The sequence below is a fragment of the Chryseobacterium sp. MEBOG07 genome (assembly GCF_021869745.1).
GTDB lineage: Bacteria > Bacteroidota > Bacteroidia > Flavobacteriales > Weeksellaceae > Chryseobacterium > Chryseobacterium viscerum.
Window position 1 is genome coordinate 1,894,846 of the sequence record NZ_CP084579.1, and the last position, 20,595, is coordinate 1,915,440.

Annotated in this window: 20 protein-coding genes; 16 read left to right on the top strand and 4 right to left on the bottom strand. The window is 35.3% G+C overall.

What is annotated here, in order from left to right; translation table 11 throughout:
- The first annotated feature begins 63 nt into the window (after positions 1-63).
- A complete protein-coding gene (locus LF886_RS08650; RefSeq protein WP_236853726.1) occupies positions 64-762 on the top strand; it encodes a DUF1826 domain-containing protein in 699 nt (232 codons plus the stop codon).
- 126 nt (positions 763-888) lie between these two features.
- Here LF886_RS08650 and LF886_RS08655 read toward each other — a convergent pair whose 3' ends face one another.
- Together LF886_RS08655 and LF886_RS08660 are read right to left on the bottom strand one after the other, a co-directional pair.
- On the bottom strand, positions 889-1,737 hold the full coding sequence (locus LF886_RS08655; RefSeq protein ID WP_236853727.1) for a sialate O-acetylesterase: 849 nt from the start codon (positions 1,735-1,737) through the stop codon (positions 889-891).
- A 2-nt stretch (positions 1,738-1,739) separates the two neighbouring features.
- Positions 1,740-2,294 (bottom strand): TetR/AcrR family transcriptional regulator, encoded by a 555-nt coding sequence (locus tag LF886_RS08660; protein WP_236853728.1) that lies wholly within the window; start codon positions 2,292-2,294, stop codon positions 1,740-1,742.
- A gap of 287 nt (positions 2,295-2,581) precedes the next feature.
- On the opposite strand from LF886_RS08660, the gene LF886_RS08665 reads away from it, so the two are divergent.
- From LF886_RS08665 to LF886_RS08715, 11 genes are all read left to right on the top strand, one after another.
- Positions 2,582-4,381: a hypothetical protein gene (locus LF886_RS08665; RefSeq protein ID WP_236853730.1), complete on the top strand. Its 1,800-nt coding sequence runs from the start codon at positions 2,582-2,584 to the stop codon at positions 4,379-4,381.
- A gap of 493 nt (positions 4,382-4,874) precedes the next feature.
- Positions 4,875-5,534: a MarR family winged helix-turn-helix transcriptional regulator gene (locus LF886_RS08670; RefSeq protein ID WP_236853731.1), complete on the top strand. Its 660-nt coding sequence runs from the start codon at positions 4,875-4,877 to the stop codon at positions 5,532-5,534.
- Between the two features lie 50 nt (positions 5,535-5,584).
- Positions 5,585-7,075: a phytoene desaturase family protein gene (locus LF886_RS08675; RefSeq protein WP_236853733.1), complete on the top strand. Its 1,491-nt coding sequence runs from the start codon at positions 5,585-5,587 to the stop codon at positions 7,073-7,075.
- Position 7,076: 1 nt separating this feature from the next.
- Positions 7,077-7,913 carry a phytoene/squalene synthase family protein gene (locus LF886_RS08680; protein WP_236853735.1) on the top strand — a complete coding sequence of 279 codons (837 nt, stop codon included), beginning with the start codon at positions 7,077-7,079 and terminating at the stop codon, positions 7,911-7,913.
- Positions 7,914-8,061: 148 nt separating this feature from the next.
- Positions 8,062-8,421, top strand: coding sequence for an SRPBCC family protein (locus LF886_RS08685; RefSeq protein WP_317207653.1), 360 nt, complete (start codon positions 8,062-8,064; stop codon positions 8,419-8,421).
- A gap of 1 nt (position 8,422) precedes the next feature.
- Positions 8,423-8,875, top strand: coding sequence for a sterol desaturase family protein (locus LF886_RS08690; RefSeq protein ID WP_236853736.1), 453 nt, complete (start codon positions 8,423-8,425; stop codon positions 8,873-8,875).
- Positions 8,872-9,561: a lycopene cyclase domain-containing protein gene (locus tag LF886_RS08695; RefSeq protein ID WP_236853737.1), complete on the top strand. Its 690-nt coding sequence runs from the start codon at positions 8,872-8,874 to the stop codon at positions 9,559-9,561. Before LF886_RS08690 ends, LF886_RS08695 begins: the two co-directional genes overlap by 4 nt.
- On the top strand, positions 9,551-10,099 hold the full coding sequence (locus tag LF886_RS08700; RefSeq protein ID WP_236853738.1) for a lipocalin family protein: 549 nt from the start codon (positions 9,551-9,553) through the stop codon (positions 10,097-10,099). Before LF886_RS08695 ends, LF886_RS08700 begins: the two co-directional genes overlap by 11 nt.
- 174 nt (positions 10,100-10,273) lie before the next feature.
- The gene (locus LF886_RS08705) at positions 10,274-10,573 is read left to right on the top strand and encodes a hypothetical protein (protein WP_152289933.1); all 300 of its coding nucleotides are present in this window, start codon (positions 10,274-10,276) and stop codon (positions 10,571-10,573) included.
- A 258-nt stretch (positions 10,574-10,831) separates the two neighbouring features.
- Positions 10,832-11,512, top strand: a complete 681-nt coding sequence (locus tag LF886_RS08710; RefSeq protein WP_236853740.1) for a MarR family winged helix-turn-helix transcriptional regulator — start codon at positions 10,832-10,834, stop codon at positions 11,510-11,512.
- Between the two features lie 920 nt (positions 11,513-12,432).
- Positions 12,433-13,230 (top strand): hypothetical protein, encoded by a 798-nt coding sequence (locus LF886_RS08715; protein ID WP_236853741.1) that lies wholly within the window; start codon positions 12,433-12,435, stop codon positions 13,228-13,230.
- Positions 13,231-13,742: 512 nt separating this feature from the next.
- On the opposite strand, the gene mnmE is transcribed toward LF886_RS08715, so the two are convergent.
- Complete coding sequence (mnmE, locus tag LF886_RS08720) at positions 13,743-15,128, bottom strand: tRNA uridine-5-carboxymethylaminomethyl(34) synthesis GTPase MnmE (RefSeq protein WP_236853742.1); 1,386 nt, start codon at positions 15,126-15,128, stop codon at positions 13,743-13,745.
- Positions 15,129-15,369: 241 nt separating this feature from the next.
- Positions 15,370-15,840, bottom strand: a complete 471-nt coding sequence (locus LF886_RS08725; RefSeq protein ID WP_103234178.1) for an Lrp/AsnC family transcriptional regulator — start codon at positions 15,838-15,840, stop codon at positions 15,370-15,372.
- A 144-nt stretch (positions 15,841-15,984) separates the two neighbouring features.
- On the opposite strand from LF886_RS08725, the gene LF886_RS08730 reads away from it, so the two are divergent.
- From LF886_RS08730 to LF886_RS08745, 4 genes are all read left to right on the top strand, one after another.
- On the top strand, positions 15,985-17,376 hold the full coding sequence (locus LF886_RS08730) for an MFS transporter (RefSeq protein ID WP_236853743.1): 1,392 nt from the start codon (positions 15,985-15,987) through the stop codon (positions 17,374-17,376).
- 110 nt (positions 17,377-17,486) lie between these two features.
- On the top strand, positions 17,487-18,233 hold the full coding sequence (locus tag LF886_RS08735; RefSeq protein ID WP_236853744.1) for a metallophosphoesterase: 747 nt from the start codon (positions 17,487-17,489) through the stop codon (positions 18,231-18,233).
- A gap of 76 nt (positions 18,234-18,309) precedes the next feature.
- Complete coding sequence (locus tag LF886_RS08740) at positions 18,310-19,224, top strand: helix-turn-helix domain-containing protein (RefSeq protein WP_236853745.1); 915 nt, start codon at positions 18,310-18,312, stop codon at positions 19,222-19,224.
- Positions 19,225-19,442: 218 nt separating this feature from the next.
- Positions 19,443-20,588, top strand: a complete 1,146-nt coding sequence (locus tag LF886_RS08745) for an efflux RND transporter periplasmic adaptor subunit (protein WP_236853746.1) — start codon at positions 19,443-19,445, stop codon at positions 20,586-20,588.
- Positions 20,589-20,595: the final 7 nt, after the last annotated feature.

Below are 20,595 nucleotides of genomic sequence, written 5' to 3' on the forward strand. Positions count from 1 at the left end.
GTACTTTTCATCTATTCCTTATTTTTGCAGAGAATTAAATAACTGAATTTTTTATTCTGAAATATGAGCAATATATTTTCTGATAATCATCAAATTGAAGTGGTATCCAACTTTTCTGAACTCGTGAATACAGGTTTTAAAGGAGCGATGAATGCAATTTGCTGGCATAGAAATTTAGCAGGGGACTTTAAAGAAATAGTGTCTCAACTTCAGTTAGACGAAAATATTACCGAAGTTTCCGTTGAAGATCTTTTATCATTAAAGCTGTCGGAAAAAGGGAATATAGCAAGGGAAATTATTTTAAATGATTTTCAATTATTGACAGCATTTGGAGCTTCCCCAGTTCTTAATTTGCTTAAAAAATATGAACGGGATGAGGAGCTTGGTTTCATTTCAACCGATGTATATTCATATCATGTCGATCGTTCACCTGTTGCAACGGATACTTTTTTATGTACCTATTATGGGGCTGCAAGTGATATTATTTCAAATGATCAGGTGGAACAGAAAATCATGATTCCGGAAATCCGGGAAAAGCTCAAAGAATTACATGATGGTCCGGAAGAAGAATTTGAAGACTTTCTGAAAGAGTATTTCTTCGATCTGCATTACCAGCCCAAACCTGACGCAGAGCCTGTCAATTTAGGAATAGGACATCTTTGGCGGATCGCTGTAGATCATCCGGCACAACAAGCATTGCCATGTGTTCATAGAGCACCTGTAGAAAATGACGGTGAATATCGGCTGCTGTTGATTTGCTAATGATTATCAATATTTAATCTTGAATAAAGTATCCATTGAGCTTAATAAAAAAATCCAATATCGGAAAGATGTTGGATTTTTTATGGTTGACAGTGTATGTTTGAAATAATAGAATAGAATGTTCTTTTACTCTTGACCTATTGCTGTTAACTGAGCTAAATAATCTTTACTTTCAATATTCCCGATTGCAAATTCGTGTTCCAGGAGTTTAATCTTTTCTGTCTTGGTGTAATGACGGTTATAGAGGGTGTCTAATACACTGGCTTCATCCATGATAGGATCTAAAAAATTCTTAAGGTCACGGTATGCATGGTAATATCTTATTCCCAGAACCCTTTGTGAATGAGCATTGAAATGAACTCCATCAGGGTTCGCTGTAAGCCCTTTTGCACTAACAAAATAACAGTTTTCATGAGATTGGGCAAAAAGCTCCAGTTCCTTATTGACCAAGGGATAATGAGTGAAGTACTGACCAAATATTCCGCTTGATAAATAATCTCCTAAACCTCCAATGATAAGTGGAACTTCAGGAATATTTAATTCTTTCCGCAAAGCATCAATAATTGCAGAAAACTTTTCCTGGTATCTGCCAGCCTTTTCAGGAGAGCAGTCACTTTCGCCTTGGTGCCATAAAATCCCTTTGATCTCGCTTGTTCGCTGGGCAAGCCTGGCTTGTGATACTGCATTTTCAAATAAAGCACTCCCTACAGCCCAATCATCAAGGCTCGTACCTCCATCCGCACATGGAATCAATCCAATTTCGTTTTGCTCATTATCCAGTCTCCAGGAAGCAGCAAATGATGCAGCAAGTCCGACACCTGAACTGGGGCGGTCATAGTTAATAGGCTCAGACATAATCTGCCATAATCCGTTTCTCTGCATTTTAATATGCTCATCAAAGATAGGAGGGACTTCATTTGCGTAGCCACGTCCCGCCATGTTGGACTGACCTATCATTAAAAAAGAATGTATCATTTTTATTTATTTAATTGTAAGCCTATGCTTCTGCTGAATGAATTCCAGGCTAATTTTTTTACTTCATTGGGAGCAATATCTCCGGATCTGTACGCGGTGATGGTTGCTGTAATAACACTGGTGAAGAGGATTCTTATCCAGGGTAATGGCAGCTGGCTATCTATCAGTTGTTCCTTTTGCAGTTTCAGTATTGCATCGAATAAACCATTTCTTGCTTTTAAATAGTCTTTACTTATTTCAACTTCGTAAGTAGGTTCCACTTCATTCAGTTTAATTAAAAAGGCATACTTTGTTCCACTGTCAATGCCAGCATATAATAGATTTTCAAGCTGTACGACGGGATTGCTAGAACTGTTGCAGGCTTTAATAGCTGTTTCTTCCCAGGCTGTCATCATATTTTTGTTGCAAGCTTCCAATAGTTCGTTCCTGCTTTTAAAGTACCGATGCAAAGTTCTGCGGTTAAGGTTACAGCTTGTCGCGATGTCTTCAATTGTTGCCGAAAAATTCTCGTTTAAGACTATTATGGCTGTATCGATAATTCTTTGTTGGGTATCCATTATTTTTAATTGCCTCAAATTTACGACAAATGTCTCAATATTGAGATATTTATTTTTGATTTATCAAATTGATGTTTGCATTTCCTACGAATTGTAAAATTTTCATGGATTTTTGTTTATAAAATTCTAAAAACTTGTTGTTTATGGAAAATGGACTGCGTTTCTAAACGAATCAAATTAAAAATTTGCTTACATTTATTTTTTCACATTAAAAATATATTATCATCTGTTGAGCCCTTATTGGCTTATAAATTGATGGTACAAACCTTATTGAATTTTGATTATTAATGAACAAGTCAGCTATAGTTTTTATTTTCTTTTTAAGTGGTTTTTTCTCTTTAAAGGCACAGGAAAAAAAGGATTCGCTTTATTATAAAATAGAAGAGTTTTCAGATCAAAGAAAAGTTACCAAATTTATTCACCGCTTCATATTCCGAAGAGAGGCGGATTCTACTTCCGTTAAGTCTCGGACTGAAAAACTGTCACAGGAAACTTATAACAAAAAATATATCAGAAAAATCCGAATAGAAACCATTGACCCTTTCGGATACAGTTCAAAAGATAATAAAGAAAGATTGAAGTGGTACGACTGGCTGACAGATCATCTTCACTCCAAAACAAAAAATTCTACGGTGAATAATTATTTACTTTTTGAGGAAGGTGAACAATATAATGCACAGAAACTCTACGAATCCGAACGTTTGCTCAGAACAATGCCATTTGTAAACAGAGTTAATATCAGTGTTTCCGACAGTACTTCCAGTAAAGATTCCATTGATGTGGTTGTGAGAGTTCTTGATTCCTGGAGTCTGAAACCGAGAGTCAGTTATTCCGGAAGCAAAATTGGATTGGGCGTTACTGAAGAAAATGTATTGGGGTTGGGTCACACATTTGATTTCCTTTATAGAAATGATTCCAAAGAAAGACAAAATTATGTTCAGGGAAGTTATACTGCATATAATCTTTTCGGTTCTTATATCAATGCCCAGCTTCTTGGGGAGCGTGATTTTTTGAGGAATGAAAGAGTCAATTTCAATGTCCGAAGAGACTTCTTTTCACCCCTTACGAAATGGGCAGGTGGTTTTACTTTCGAATATTTTAAGCGAAATGTTTTACTTCCGATAGAAACAGACACCACTTATCCTGAAGTTCAGATCAAAGCGTATAGTCAGGATTTATGGGGTGGTTATCAGATTCCTGTTTCCTCTGGTGCAAGCGAAAAAGTATCCAGTAATATTGCGATTATAGGAAGGGTTCAAAACTACCAGTATAAAGACAGCCCGGGAATTGACCAGTACAAATATTTCAAGTCTTACAGTAGTTTTCTGATGTCTATAGGATTTATCCGAAGGAACTTTTCAGTTCAAAAGAATATTTTTCAATATGATCTGCCGGAAGATGTTGCCTATGGTAATTCGGTGAATATTATCGGTGGAGCTTTATCAAGAAGCAGTAATGTGAAGCCTTATGTGGGAATTTCTGCATCTTATGGGGATTTTACACGCCTTGGATATTTCACTGTGAAAGCTCAGTTCGGAAGATTCTTTAATGAGGACAGTCAAAATCGAGAGTCATTCCGCCTGGACGGGACTTATTTTACCAATCTTATGGACTGGAAATTTGCCAAAGTGAGACATTTCTTTTCTCCGACTCTAGCGTTAGGAAATCCACAACATAATTATTCTTATATCGACCGGATCAATCTTTCTTCTGCAGATGAATTTCCGGTGTACAACTCGGATTATATTGGAACTAAAAAGCTGGTTTTAAGATATCAACTTCAGCTGTTTATCAATAAGACCTGGAAGAATTTCCATTTCAGTCCTTATCTGACAATGGCTGCAGGATGGCTGGGGATGCCGGATGATAAACTGCTCAATACAAAAATGAATACCAAAATAGGAGTTGGTGTATTAATTAATAATCCGTTTCTGGTTTTCAACAGAATTCAGATTTCCTTTACCTATTATCCTCGTGTTCCTTTTGATAATAATTCAGTCTTTGATTTTAACAGCAACCGAAATAATCTTTTACCAATGAACAGTTTTGCGACAGAGGTTCCGCATTTTGTGAATTTTGGGAACTGATAAACATTAAAATCTAGGTGAAAAGTACATCCCATATAAATAATGATTTCATTAATCGATCAATAGTTTTTATGTCATAAAATTTTAATTCCTCTCTATAATCTTATATTTTTCCTTTAAAGATAGCTTGCCTTTTTCTTATTCAATGTGCTAATAAGAAGGAGGCTTCTTTGATCATAAGCGGCCAGAAGAGCATGAGAGTATCGTGAATTTGTGTGGAAGTTTAGGCTTTTACATTGGAAATCCATTTTCATTTTTTTTAAAATATCTTAGTTATATACCTTTTACTACAGGACCTTCTTACAGTGTTCTGGCTTTATTCTGACCGCAATTCCTGCATATTTAAGCACACAGATATTCGTACAGCTTTAACATCTATTAGTTCATTATTAAACTATTAATGAGTTGAATGATAGAATTAAAATAACAATTAAGTATATTTATAAACTTTATTATTGTTTTATATGTATATTTGTATACTAATTTTCATGATATGAATTATGATCTTATAAAATCAGTTGTAGAACTTGTTCAGCAATTTATGGAAAGAAATGAGGGTAAAGCTAACTATAACGATGATCTTCATGGTTTTATAGAATGGATTAATGCTTCTCAAGCTGAGGTATCGGGATCTGAAGAATCTGACTGGATAGGGAAGGAGATGGGAAGAAGTCCTGATAGCATCATCAATACTTTACTCGTAAGAATGAGCAGGTATGCGAAATCTTATTCCAGATCTGCAATCCATAATTCAGCTTTCTCAAGCCAGGATGACTTTATTTATCTTATAAGTCTAAAATCTACAGGGCCTATGTCGAAAATGGAATTGATAAGGCATAATGTACATGAAAAACCGGCAGGTATACTTATTATTAATCGCCTGATCCATAATGGCTGGGTAGAACAGACTGTTTCCGAAAAAGACAAAAGAACAAAACATATTCAGATAACGAAAAAGGGGCTTGATATACTTGATAAGCATATGGATAAAATCCGTAAAGCTTCCAGAATTGTAATAGGAGATCTTACTCATTCTGAGCAAATGCTGCTCATCGCCATACTTACCAAGTTAGATGATTTTCATCATTCTGTGTATCATATGAATCTGGAAGCAACGCATTTATTGGATAACGCGTACAAAAAGCTGAACTGAACAGATCTGATACTAAAAAAAACGTCTTTCAAAACTATTAAAAAATGACAATGAGCAGTGGAAATTTAAGGAAGAAAATAGCGGTTATAGGGTCTGGATTTTCAGGGCTCTCGGCCGCGGCATATGCTGCGAAATCAGGAGATGAAGTGCATGTGTTTGAAAAACACAATCAACCTGGCGGAAGGGCAAGACAATTTAAAACAGAAAATGGATATGTCTTTGATATGGGCCCCAGCTGGTATTGGATGCCTGATATTATTGAAGACTTTTTTCGTGATTTTGATATGAAAGTTGAGGATTTCTTTACCCTGGTTTCTCTTGAACCTCAGTTTGAGATGGTTTTTTCAAAAGAAAAAGTGTCTGTTCCCCGGAAGAACGCTGAAATTAGGGCGCTATTTGAAACAATAGAGAACGGAGCAGGTGAGCAATATGATAAATTTATGAAGTCTGCCAAATTTAAATATGAGGTAGGCATGAAAGAATTTGTTACCAAGCCATGTTATAACTGGTTGGAATTTGCATCCCTAAAAATAGCAGGCAGTGCGCTGAAGCTTGATCTCCTCAGTAATTTCCGAAAATATGTTTCAGGCTATTTTTCTGATCAGAAACTAAGATCTCTGATGGAGTTTCCTGTTATATTCCTTGGTGCCTCCCCTCAGAATATTCCGGCTCTTTATAGTTTAATGAACTATGGGGGCTATGTATTGGGAACCAAGTATCCCATGGGAGGATTTTATCAGCTTGTTCTTGCTATGCAGAAGGTTGCAGAGAAGCAGGGTGCTGTTTTCCATTTTAATCATGACGTTGAGAAGATCAATACAGAAAATGGTAAAGTGGTTTCCCTTAGGATAGATGGCGAAGACCATGAATTTGATGCGGTTATTGCTTCATCAGATTATCATCATACGGAAACATTAATTCCTAAATCTCTCAGGAATTACAATAACGCCTATTGGAAAGCTAAAACATTTGCGCCTTCCTGCCTGATCTATTATCTGGGAATCAAAGGAAAAATTCCTCATTTAAAGCATCATACCTTATTCTTTGAAAATGAACTTGATGATCATATAGACTGTATTTATAAAAATAAGAAATGGCCGGCCAAACCACTTTTTTATTTGTGCTGCCCATCAAAAACAGACCCCGATGTAGCCCCTGAAGACTGTGAGAATCTTTTCTTGCTCCTGCCTCTTGCTCCGGGAATATACGATGACGAATCTACCCGGGAAAAATACCTGAATGAGATGCTTGAAAGAGTTGAAAAACATACAGGAGCCAGCCATCTTATCTCAAGAATTGAATATAAAAAAAGCTATTGTGTCAGTGATTTTATTTCAGATTATAATGCGTACGAGGGAAATGCTTATGGATTATCCAATACCTTATCACAAACAGCTGTCTTAAAACCTAAAATAAGAAATAAAAAGATTGGAAATCTTTTTTATACGGGACAGTTGACTGTTCCCGGACCAGGCGTACCACCATCCGTTATTTCTGGAAAGATCGTAGCCGCAGAAGTTAATAAACTAAAACTAAAATAATATGAAAAAATTGTTTGATGATTTGTCTTATGATGTAAGCAAACATACTACAAAGAAATACAGCACCAGTTTTTCATTAGGGATATTAGCATTAAAGCCTTCCATAAGACCTGCTATTTATGCCATTTATGGGTATGTACGTCTTGCCGATGAAATTGTGGATAGTTTTCAGGGATATGATCAGGAAAAACTTTTGATGAGGTTAAAGGCCGAAACTTACAGTGCACTGGAAGATGGTATATCACTTAATCCTATTTTACATTCATTTCAGGAAACGGTTCGTCAATATAATATAGATACCCAGCTTATTAATCAGTTTCTGCACAGTATGGAAATGGATCTTCATGCCATCGATTATAATTCAGAACTGTATAATGAATATATCTACGGTTCTGCAGAAGTGGTGGGATTGATGTGCCTGCAAATATTTACAGGCGGTGACAAGGAGCAATTTGAAGAACTTAAACCATTTGCCATGAAGCTGGGGTCTGCCTTTCAAAAAGTTAATTTTTTGCGGGACCTGAAAGATGATTATCAGATTCTGGGACGTACTTATTTTCCATCTTTGGATATGTCTGTTTTTGATAATTCTGTGAAAGCTATGATAGAGAAGGAGATCGAAGAAGAATTTCAAGAAGCTTTAAAGGGGATCAAAAAACTACCGGGCTCTTCTATGTTTGGGGTTTATCTGGCATACAGGTACTATGTGCTGCTGTTTGAAAAAATAAAAAGAACAACCTCCCATCATATTTTGCAAAACAGAATCAGGATTGCCAATTCACAAAAAATATTTGTTGCATTCAAAAGTTACATCCGCTATAAATCTGCTTATTTATAACATAAAGCCAATAGGGTAAAAGATAACCTGTTAAAAAAAAAGAAATGGTATACCGATTATATAGAGAACAGCAGTTGAGCTGCGATATTGAGACAGTATGGGATTTTTTTCATCACCTCATAATTTATCTGAAATAACACCGGAAAGTATGAATTTTACCGTTCTTTCAGCTACTGAGGAACCTGTTTTTGAAGGAATGGAAATTAAGTATCGTGTTTCACCTTTATTAGGGATTTCGATGGGTTGGAAAACGATAATCAGCCACGTGGATGAATATAAAAGCTTTACCGATTTCCAGAAAGAAGGGCCCTATCAATACTGGAATCATTTTCATGAGTTTATCCCGAATGAAAAAGGAGTATTAATGAAAGATACTGTAGATTATCAGCTTCCTTTAGGGTTTTTAGGCAGAATAGCGCACTATTTATTTGTAAAAGAAAAACTGAATAGTATTTTCAATTTCAGATACAAAGTGCTGGATGATCTTTTTAACAGCAAAAAAAAGTAATATGAATTTCCTGATCGTTTTGGCTGTTTTTATTTCTATGGAAGGCGCTACATGGCTTATCCACAGATATATTATGCATGGTTTTCTGTGGTCTCTGCATCGGGATCACCATGATCATAGCAATGAAGGAAAACTTGAAAGAAACGACCTTTTCTTTTTCATTTTTGCGAGCCCTGCCATAGCATTATTATATCTGGGAGTAAAGCAGGATTTCAGCTGCTGGTTTTTTATCGGTCTGGGAATAAGCCTTTATGGAATGGGTTATTTTTTTGTGCATGATATCTTTATCCATCAAAGAGCAAAGATCTTTACAAAAACAAAAAATCCCTATTTTCTTGCTATACGGCGTGCCCATAAACAACACCATAAGCATCTCGGAAAAGAAGAAGGAGAGTGCTTCGGTTTTCTTTGGGTACCCTTTAAATATTTTAAAATGTATTTTAATAAAAAATGATGTCATATACCTATATCCTGATTAATTTTTTCACTGTCATTATTTGCTTTTTGGCATCTTTTGACAGGAGAATACAATTTAATAAGCATTTCGGAACTTTTCTCTTGTCGTCTACCATTGTAGCTGTTCCCTTTATTTTGTGGGATATCTGGTTTACCAAAATGGGAGTGTGGTGGTTTGATGTGCATTATACTTTGGGAGTTAAAATTGCAGGACTTCCAGTAGAGGAATGGTTGTTTTTTTACTGTATTCCTTTTGCCTGTGTTTTTACTTACTATTGCCTCGAAAAGTTTTTTAACCTGGACTGGGCTGATCTTTTTAATAATCTGATTGTCTTTACGGCTGTTATTGTTCTCGCGGTGACAGGACTTCTCTTTTATGAGAAAATATATACTCTGCTGACTGTGGTTGTAACAATACTCACACTTTGTTATCTGCATTTTGTGGCTAAAAAAGAATGGATTGGGAGGGCAAGTTTTGTCTACTTTATTTTGATGCCTGGTTTTTTTGCTGTAAACGGAATACTGACGGGATCTGTGATTCCTTCTCCTGTTGTTAATTATAACCCCGATGATTTCATGGGAATAAGAATGACGACCATTCCTGTTGAAGATGCTGTCTATGGATACAGCCAGTTCTTACTTAATATTTATTTCTTTAAAAAATTAACTAAAAATGAAAAATAAAACATTTTTTAAATTCATCCTAGCCTTTGCAGTATTGAGTGTCCTGATAGGATGTTCTTCTATGCCTGAAAAAGCAGAAGCTGTTAAAAATTTTGACGTCAACAGGTATTTGGGAACCTGGTATGAAATAGCAAGATTTGATTATCGGTTTGAAAAAGACCTGGACAATGCCATGGCTCAATACAGCCTGAATAAAGATGGCAGCGTAAAAGTGGTCAACAGTGGTTTTAATTTTAAAAAGAACAAATGGGTATCGGTTGATGGTACGGCCAAATTCAGGGGAGATAAGAATACAGCCGCCTTAAAGGTGAGTTTTTTCGGACCTTTCTATGCAGGATACAATGTAGTGGCACTGGAAGACTACAAGTATGCATTGGTTGCCGGAAAGGATTTAGACTATTTGTGGATACTTTCAAGAGAAAAAACTATTCCTGAGAATATTAAGGAACAATTTATCAGTAAAGCCCGCGAAATTGGCTATGATACTTCTAAACTTATCTGGGTAAATCAGGATAAAGCAAGTCCATTTGAAAAATGAATATTGAATATAATTTCTTCTGGCTTTTACAAAAGTATAATATTCAGGTTGTTACAGGGAAATCAAACGGTGTGGGGATAATTGTCAAATTATTTTAAGAATATTTTAACATAATAATTATTTTTTAGGCACAGACATTGTTTATTTATATACCAAATACTTAAATATTACATTATGAATAATTCAGATTACAACAAAGCGGAAAATGCAGTTAACGAAACAGAAAACACTTTAAAGAATGCAGCCAATGATGCAAAATGGAAGGTGAGTGAATTAGCTGATAAAGCAAAAGACTATATCAATGAAAAAAGGGATAATGATCAGGAAGCTTCACAGGAAGACTGGTTAGAAAGGGTGAAATCCAATATATCTGATGCATGGGAGGATATAAAAGATAAGGCAGATGATGCCTGGGAAAAAACCAAAGATGCTGCTGAAGATGTAAAAGCAGAGTGGAATAAAAAGACCAATTAATGGTAGTTTAATAATGAAGGGCCAGAGCTTTAAAAGTTCTGGCCTTTTTTTATCAGAGATTATTTTAGTTTATTTATCATCTACTTCTGTAATTATTTACAATATATTTTATCCTTATTTCTTTTTGTTAGAAAGTAAACTCAATTATGAAATAAGAAACATTTAAATATTTGATTTTTAATACTTTATAATAGAAGTCTGCTTGGGTACTTTACATTAATATAAAATAAGGTATATTTGTAAACTATTTTAAATGAAATGAATTTTACTCTTATCAAAGACTTTATGACGTTGCTTGAGCAATTTGAATCAGATATAGATTTGTATCCGAATTCTTATCCTGTCACTATTCAGGGGTTGAAGAGATGGATTTCAGATAAGGAAAATGTGGAACAGGCAGAGAATAGTGAAGAGCCATATTGGGAAGGAAAAGAAAATGGAAGAACACCGGAAAGTGCAATAAGTACATTGCTTGTGCATCTTAACCGTTATGCGAAAACCTACTCAAAATCTGCAATTTCAGATTCTGAATTTTCTACTCAGGAAGACTTTATCTATTTGATCAACCTGAAGGCTTTCGGAGAGATGAGCAAGATGGCACTCATTAAGAAAAATATTCATGATAAACCGGTAGGTATGCTTATCATTGCAAGGCTGCTTCGTCAAGGGCTTATCGAACAGACAGATTCCGATTTAGATAAACGTAGTAAATTAATCCGTATTTCTGACCGAGGACTCCTGATTCTTGAAAAACAAATGGAGAAAATACGTCAGGCCACAAATATTGTTACGGGAAATCTCAACCATACTGAAAAAATGGATCTCATACGGATTCTTAATAAGCTGGACCGGTTTCATTATCCTATTTTTTCACGGAATATCCATGCTGATAATCTGATCAATATTGTATATGATGAGTATGCATTTAAAGATGCTTAAAATTTATTATGTTTACGGTATAGACTGAAGTGATTTTATTTCAATCGACTTATAATTTTGCATTACTATATTAAAAAGCAGCCTTAAAAAGGCTGCTACATATAAGTTATTTTTGATAAAGGATACTTTTAGAGTTCTTAGTGCTTCCCTTTGTTTCTCTCTTCTAGCCGTTTTGAATTAAAAGCGGGAAGGTCTTCAAAAAATTTCACAAAGAAAATCGCTTCTTCATTGGTTATTAACTGATCAGGATTGATGACACCTTCCAGTAGTACTAATGTATCATAATCTGAAGCGTGTGCATTTCTAGTTTTTAAGAATTTGTTCTATTTCCCCGATACAAAAATAATAAATATTGACTATCAATATTTTATAAATTATAGTAACATTATAGAATCAAATGATTTGAATTTTGAAATTTTCATTGAAATTTCGTCAACTTCCAAGCTACAAAAATATTCATATAGATATTATATAGTAGTGCAATTTGTCATTGTAAAATTCTGAGCATTTTATCTCCATTACACACACTGCTAAAAATTGTGGAAAATTATTATTTTGAAAAAAGAATACATAGAATTACTTGATACCATTTTAGACATATAGAATAATAAAGCTGTTGATTAAGTACTATGCCAGGAAAAGGACACTTTATCACCTCCCTACTATATATTAATATTCGTGGTTATTTATAAGATGAGTGGGTGATACCTGTTTTGCTTCATATTGTGAACATATTGAAAAGATTTCAAAAAAATAACTGAACTTCAAATACGTCCGAAAATATTTACTCTAATTTCCAAAGACGGGGGTACTACCAAAAACTTGCCCTATGGTGGGGTGCTTTTGTGTAGATACCTTATGCTTTGATTCATTTTAGCAGTTATTAAATTATTATATATATTTTTATAAAAAAAACATTCATGAATAACAACACGAAGAAAATAACATTTATTGTAGGAGCTGGAGCTATTGAAAATGCGTGGACACCTGTCTTAGAAGTTCTTAGAGAATCATCAAATATACCTGACTTAGATGCTGACGGAGCTAATAGCATCTTAGCAAGATATGTTTATTTAATGAGATTCTATTCTACAGGAACATTTCCAAATGCAAACGTATTAGCTCAAGAATTTATTTCTAAAATTGACAAATTGAAAGAAGAAATTGCTAATTCTTTAACCAACGCAGAAAAAAATAAAATAACTAAAGCAAGACCACAATTAAAAGATATACTTTATAAATTTATATTTTCTGAAACAAATAAATGTGTAGCTATTACTACAAATTGGGATACCGTATTAGATAACGCTATTAACTCCTTAGGACAGATAAATTTTGGAAATGATATTAATGTTTTACATCTTCATGGAGACGTTAAATCATCTAAAAAACTTTATTTACCTTCAGAAGTTGTTCGAGAACCTTATAGAACAAAAGAGGATGATTTAGAAATGGGGCAATTACACGGGACAGTATGGAGAGCAATAGAAGAATGTAACATTTCTATTTTATATGGACTCTCATTAGACCCTCTTGATGCGGAACTTGGACAAACCTTAGCAGCAGGTTGGTCAAGTCCAAACCTTGAAGAAATAATCATAATTAATCCTACTCATGAAAAAATAGCAAAAAGAGTAAAACTATTGATTGACGAAAGATACCCTGTAAAAATCAGTGGATACTCTCCTGATAATTTAAACACAAAAGTAGAATATTAAGCAAATAAGCCATTTTGGCATAACTCTCTTTTGGCATAGCAATTGAGTATAATGACACGTTGACAAGTTTGACATTAGATTGACCATTCAATCGAAAGTCAGGATTGCCGAAGAACTCATTCGCAAAGTAATGGTGCCAACCTTAATGGCTATTGGACTAATGCTTTCTGTGAAGGGCTCTCTGTCTTAAATGTAAAGTTTATCATACTGACAACAGTTATTCAAAGGGTCTTTGCAATACAGATAACGTCTAAATTCTCCCTAAAAATGTTTCACATTGTTTCTCCATGTTTCCTACTGTTTCAAAATGTAACATTTTTTAACGATGAAATAACAAATTTTATTCCAAACCTAATTCATAGAAACGAAATAGAAACAAATACAATGTATATATTCTGCAATATTAAATTTTGAAACAAAACAAGAGGCAAATAAAAAACCCCTTAAACATCATATTTAAAGGGTTTTTCGTATTATTGCAATTGTAATCTATATACAATCTAAAACATAGTCTACTTTCCGATACAAAACTTAGAAAAAATATTCCCCAGCACCTCATCATTGGTAACCTCTCCGGAGATTTCGCCAAGATGTTCTAAAGCGTTTCTCAATTCATAAGCCAGCAATTCTGTGGAAATCTGGAAAGAAATAGCTTCTTTTACTTTATCTACAGCCTGTAAAGACTTTTGTAAAGCCTCATAGTGACGTTGATTGGTTATGACCACATTGTTTTCGGAAGCTTTTAATTGCTCTACATAAGAAGATAATTCATTTTTAAGATCCTGGATGTTTTGATTTTCAACCGCTGAGATTTTAATAAAATCAAACTCGCTAGAGATTGCATTTCTGAAGATCGCTTCTGCCGTTTCGTATTTTGTAGGAGTAACTTCATCAATTTTTGTAGCACAAATGATCAGTTTCAGATCTTCTCTCAACAGAGATTGGATCATTTCAATATCCTCTGAAAAATCTTCAGTAGCGGCATCAGCTAGATAAACAAGGATATTAGCATTTTCTACCTTTTCTTTGGCTTTTTTTACGCCGATAGCTTCAATCTCATCCACCGTATCACGTAATCCTGCTGTATCAATCAAACGGAAAGCATGCCCTTTGATATGAAGAATTTCTTCAATGGTATCTCGGGTAGTTCCGGCAATATTACTTACAATAGCTCTTTCTTCCTTTAAAAGGGAATTCAATAGAGTAGACTTTCCGGCATTCGGTTTTCCGATGATGGCGACTGCTGTTCCGTTTTTAATGGCATTCCCGTATTGGAAACTTTCAATAAGAGAATTTAATTTTAATTCAATTTTATCCAGTAATCCGCTCAGAGCACTTCTGTCTGCGAATTCTACATCTTCTTCGGCAAAATCCAGCTCCAGTTCAATCAGGGAGACAAAATTCAGAAGATCGGTTCTTAATATAGAGATTTCGTTGGTGATTCCTCCTTTCAATTGGTTGATGGCAACTTTTCTGGAAGCCTCATTCTCAGAAGCAATCACATCAGCAATAGCTTCTGCCTGAGAAAGGTCAATTCTTCCGTTGATAAAAGCACGAAGTGTAAATTCTCCTGCTTTGGCCATTCTTGCTCCATTTTTGGTCAGGGTTTCAAGAATACGTTTTCCAATATGCGGAGATCCGTGAAAAGCAATTTCTACAGAATTTTCAGTGGTGAAACTTTTCGGAGCCAGGAAGATCGAAAGCATTACTTCATCAATAGCTTCCTCCTCATCCATAAAATAACCGTAATGAATGGTATGGGATTTCTGTTTTTCCAGTTTTTTGGCCGGAAAACTTTTCTGAACTACAGACAAAGCTTCATTTCCTGAAACCCGGATGATGCCTAAAGCACCTATTCCATTGGCGGTAGCCAGCGCGCATATCGTATCATTATTCATGATGCAAATTTACGTTTTTTAATATAAATTTTCGCCGGAATCTGTTATTCAGATTATCTATTGTTTTATTCAGAAGGAAAATAGGGAAGGGGGATATTATGAATAAAACCTGTTATCGTTTTGATGATTCTATGTTATGAACGAGGATGCTGTATTTAAAAACATAGGATTTTTTTATTAAGCTATCATCTAATGATGTTAGAAAATACACTTTTGAAATAACCCTTTTTTATTTCTTAACTTAAACAATCTGGGCACTTTCCTTAATGCTGCTCATCACAAAAATACTCTTGGTCTGGCCTATCCCTTCAATTTCTGATAGTTTGTTCACGAAAAACTCGTGGAATTCATCCATGTTGGGAGCGAGAATTTTCAACATGAAATCAAAATCACCGCTGATATTATAAAATTCTACAACTTCCTTCAGTTTACTGACTTCCTCAATGAATTTTCCAGCCGTTTTTTTGTTATGAACATTCAGAGCGATCATACAAATGACCATCATTCCTTTATTGACCTTTTTACGGTCTACAACAGCAGTGTATTCTTTAATGATTCCCTGTTTTTCCATACGTTTGATACGTTCGTGAGTAGGAGTGGGGCTCAGATTGATTCTTGCTGAAATATCACGGACACTCATTTTCGCATCTTTTTGAAGAAGGCGCAGGATAGACAGGTCTTTTTCGTCGGGAATATAATTTTCAGTTGCCATTTTGTTCTGTTTTTATAGATTGTTATTCAGTGTATCAGGTGTTTTGTTCTTTTATATATGATGTGATTTAAATATTGTTCCAAATTTAAGGTTAAATTTTTATATACGTTCTGTTAATTCTAATTTTGCAGGAAATTTGAATATATGGATACAAGGAAGAATGTAATATTAATTTTAGCATCGGTTGGGACGTTTGTAGAGGCTTTGGATATTGCCATTATTAATTTAACAATTCCTTCTATTCAGCAGCAGTTTCAGATCGGGGCAGAAACTGTTCAATGGCTGCAGACCCTATATGTTCTGTTCTTTGGAGGGTTTCTGATCATTGGAGGAAAGCTTTCAGATCAGATAGGAAGAAAGAAAATGTTTTTATGGGGAGCCCTGATTTTTATGCTGACTTCACTGGGAGCAGGATTGTCTCAAAACTTTGAAGTATTGGCAATATTCCGGGCTTTACAGGGATTGGGAGCTGCATTGGTGATGCCATCAGCGTTATCCATCGTGACCAATACGTTCAGAGGCGAGCAGGAAAGAAACCACGCTATCGGAATTTTTAGCTCATTTGCTGCTATTGGATCAGGAAGCGGGCTTTCGGTAGGAGGAATTATCAGTACTTACCTTAGCTGGCACTGGGTTTTCCTGATCAATGTTCCTATTCTTTTAATAACATTGGTGCTGTCTTACTACTATCTGCCTGCAGATGAAAAAAATGAAACCGCACAGAAAACAGATATGGTTTCCGGAATATTGATGGTGCTTGGGCTTTTAAGTCTTACGTATGGAACACACGAATTGGTGCATATTAAAGAACAGCCTTTTCTGGTGATAGGTTCTTTAGTTCTGGCATTAGTGCTTCTTGTTATGGTCTATTACCGATTAAAATCCGTTGCTGAGCCTTTAGTTGATTTAAAATTGTTTAAGCATAGATCCCTGGTAGTTTCCAATGCAGTATTTTTTACGTTGGGCGCATTTTTTATCGGGTTTTTATTCCTGATTTCATTAATGCTTCAGAAAGATATGGGGCATAGCGCTGCTTCTGCAGGATTGATGCTTGTTCCCTTCAGTATCATATCAGCCTTAACAGCTAAATTTATTCTTCCCCGGGTATCAAAACGTTTGAGCTCATCTCAAATGGGGGTGTTGGGATGGTTATTTATGTTAATGGGAGGATTATCCCTGTTGATCTCCGTTTACATAGGACATCCGCTGGCTGTAGTTTTGTTGGGTGCAGCATGTATCTCAGGAGTAGGAATGACGTTTTGCTTTACCGCTCTTTCAGTAATGGGAATTCAGGATGTCGAACCTGCACATTACGGATTGGCATCAAGTTTGAGCTCTACAAGTTACTTTTTAGGAGCAGGAATTGGACTGTCATTCATGACGTTAATGAGTCAGATCTTTCCTTCAGAATTATCAGTAGGAAGCCTGAATCTTATTATTTTGATCGGTTACGCTCTGCTAGCTCTCGGAATGTTATTCTATTTTATATTGAAAAGCTTAAAAGTGAAACAAGCAGAAGTAGCTGTTTCATCATAAGCGGCCTTAAAAATACACAAACTATATGACGAAAGAATCGGTGCTTAGGTATCGGTTCTTTTTTTGTCTTTCCACTTCCCTTCATTATCTTTGTTCTTTTACTAAACATCATGAAAATACAGGTCATCAGCGATCTTCACCGGGAATTTGGAAGTGCGGAATTATGTTTTGATCATTCTGATATTGTTGTGTTGGCAGGTGATATCAATTTGGGAACCAAAGGAATTGAATGGATTAAAAATGTAATTCCGAATAAGCCTGTAGTTTATGTTTTGGGTAATCATGAATATTATAAAGGTTCCTATCCCAAAACACTGAACAAAATTAAAGAAGCAGCGCTGGATTCCAATGTGTTTGTCTTGGAGAATTCATTTGTAGATATTGAAGGAATTCGCTTTCATGGTGCCACTTTATGGACGGATTTTTCCATCTTTGGGAATCCCGTTCAGTATGGAATGCTTTGCCAGCCGAAGATGAATGATTATAAAATGATCAGAAGAGATCCTTCCTATTCGAAAATGAGAACGATGGATACCTTTAAAATTCATCAGTTTTCAAAACAATGGTTGATAGAAAGTCTTGAAAATTCGAAAGGGCTTAAAAATATAGTCGTTACTCATCATGCGCCCAGCATACAATCTGTTCCGGAGCAATATAAAGAAGATCCATTAACTTCTGCCTATGCCTCCAACCTTGAGGATTTAATCACAGAATATAAACCGTTGTACTGGATTCATGGACATATTCATACTCCGTGCAGATATAAAATTGAAGAAACAGAAGTTATCTGCAATCCTCACGGCTATATTGATGAAAAATACAATGGATATGATAAAGAATTGATTGTTACTGTTTAGCAAAGGGATACAATCGCTTATTGGACTTTTCAGTGTTTTCACCTTAATGCCTATCTTCGTGTTTTAATTTTTTCCAATGTCTAAAAAATCCCAGCCAAAACCTGATTTTGTTTCGCAATTAACTTTCGATGAAGTGCTGCAGCAGGTGGAATTTGATCTTCGGATCAAAGAATTTGTTGTCATGGAAATTGATAGAGCCAACTACGTCATAAAGCCGAATACCCCTTACCGTTCTGACTATTTCTGTATTTTTATGATACAGAAAGGGGGCGTTACCTTCAGATTGGATGATAAGAGTTATAAAGTGTCCAAAGGTGATATTGTCTTTTGCCCAATGTTAGAAACTTTTTGGCTGGATGAAATTGCTGAAGATTATGACGGAAAATACATATTCTTTTCGCTGGATTTTATTTCTGATGCAGGTTTTAATTATAAATCAAATAATGTTCTGAAAAGCCTGTCATCGGATCCTACACACATCATCAGAAATGAGCCGGATGTGTACAGGAAGCTGAATTTCCATCTTGATGAGCTTAAGACTTTGAACAATAAAGAAAAAGATAATTATTATTTTAATGAAATGATCTGGCATCATTTTTCCCTGGTGATCTACGAGATTGATAATTATTTTAAAAAGATAGAAAAGCCTCATTCGGTAACCAATAGAGAAGATGAGCTCACCACGAGTTTTTTTAAGCTGGTTCAGGATCATTTCAAAGAAGAACATAATGTTCAGTTCTATGCGGATAAGCTTTTTATCAGCCGTAAATACCTTACAAAAGTCATTAATAAAACCGTATTTAAATCTCCACGCGAGATTATTCATCAGGTTCTGGCGGTAGAAGCCAGATTACTGCTAAGAAATCCCAATTTGAATATTGGTGAAGTGGCGTCACAATTGAAGTTTTCGGATCAGGCGTCTTTCAGTAAATTTTTTAAAAAACACGTAGGGAGATCTCCTTTAGAATACAGGAAAGATGATTTGTATTGATAATCAATGATTTATAATTTTAAGACGTCTTTTCACCAAATTCAAGCTATAATATTGATTGGAAATAGTAAACATTGTTATTTATATTGTCTATGAATGATATTTCTCATGTTTTTTAAAATAAGGAGTCTTTTTGACAAAACAAGGAGTTTTTTGAATAATCCTATTGAATTTTTTTCGTTCGATTTTTGTGCGGAAAATTTAAAAGGACTATTGTTATGCAAAGATTTTTTATTCAAAAATCGACTTTACTTTTCCTCACTTTGATCGTTTTATCAGGATGTAGGAAAAATAATCAAAACCAAGGATATCAACAGCAGACGCCGGAATTGCCGGTTGCAAAAGTGACGCAGGGAGACGCTTCTGTTTCTAGAGAATATGCAGCATCTATCGAGGGAGTTTCCAATGTGGAAATCAGACCTCAGGTAACAGGATATTTAAGCAAAATTTATGTAGATGAAGGAGACTTTGTGAGAGCAGGCCAGCCTTTGTTCAAAATTGAAGATCAGGTCTTCCGCGAGCAGCTGAAAAGTGCTCAGGCAGCTTTGATTACCGCCCAAGCTAATCTTTCAACTTCTAAAATTGATCTGGACAGAAAAAAAGAACTGTTCAGAAACAAAATGGTTTCAGAAATTCAGGTAAAAGAAGCAGAAGCTGCTTATAATGGTGCAAGAGGTGCGGTAAGCCAATCTAGTTCTACCATTGAATCTGCAAAAATCAATCTTAATTTCTCTACGATCAAAGCTCCGGTAAGCGGATTTATCGGAAGATTCAATTACCGTCTGGGAAGTTTGATGACTCCCGGTAACCAGGATCCTATTACTTTATTGTCAGACATTCATCAGGTATATACTTACTTCAGCTTGAGTGAAAATGATTTTAATAATTTCCAAAAGCAGTATGCAGGAAGCAGCATTGATGAGGTGATCAAAAATACTCCGGCGGTAACCTTGTTGCTTTCAGGCGGTGAAAAATACGCTGAGACGGGAAAGATTGATGCTGTGGAAGGACAGTTCAATAAAACAACCGGATCTATTACTTTACGAGCGAAATTCAGCAATCCCAACAATCTTTTAAGAAGTGGAAATACCGGTAAAATCGTATTGGATCAGTTCTACAGTAATGTTGTTTTACTTCCGATTGCTTCTACCAGAACTATTCAGGATAAAGTTTTTGTATTCACTATTCAGGGTGGGAAAGCAGCAATGCTTCCCGTTGAAGTGAATGGAAAAGCCGGCGATAACTTCATTGTAGCCAAAGGACTGAAAGCAGGGGATGAATATATCACCAGCGGTTTTGACAGATTGCAGCCGGGAACTCCTGTCGTGGCACAAAAGAAAAATGCTCAACAGAAAAAATCGTAAGAAGAAA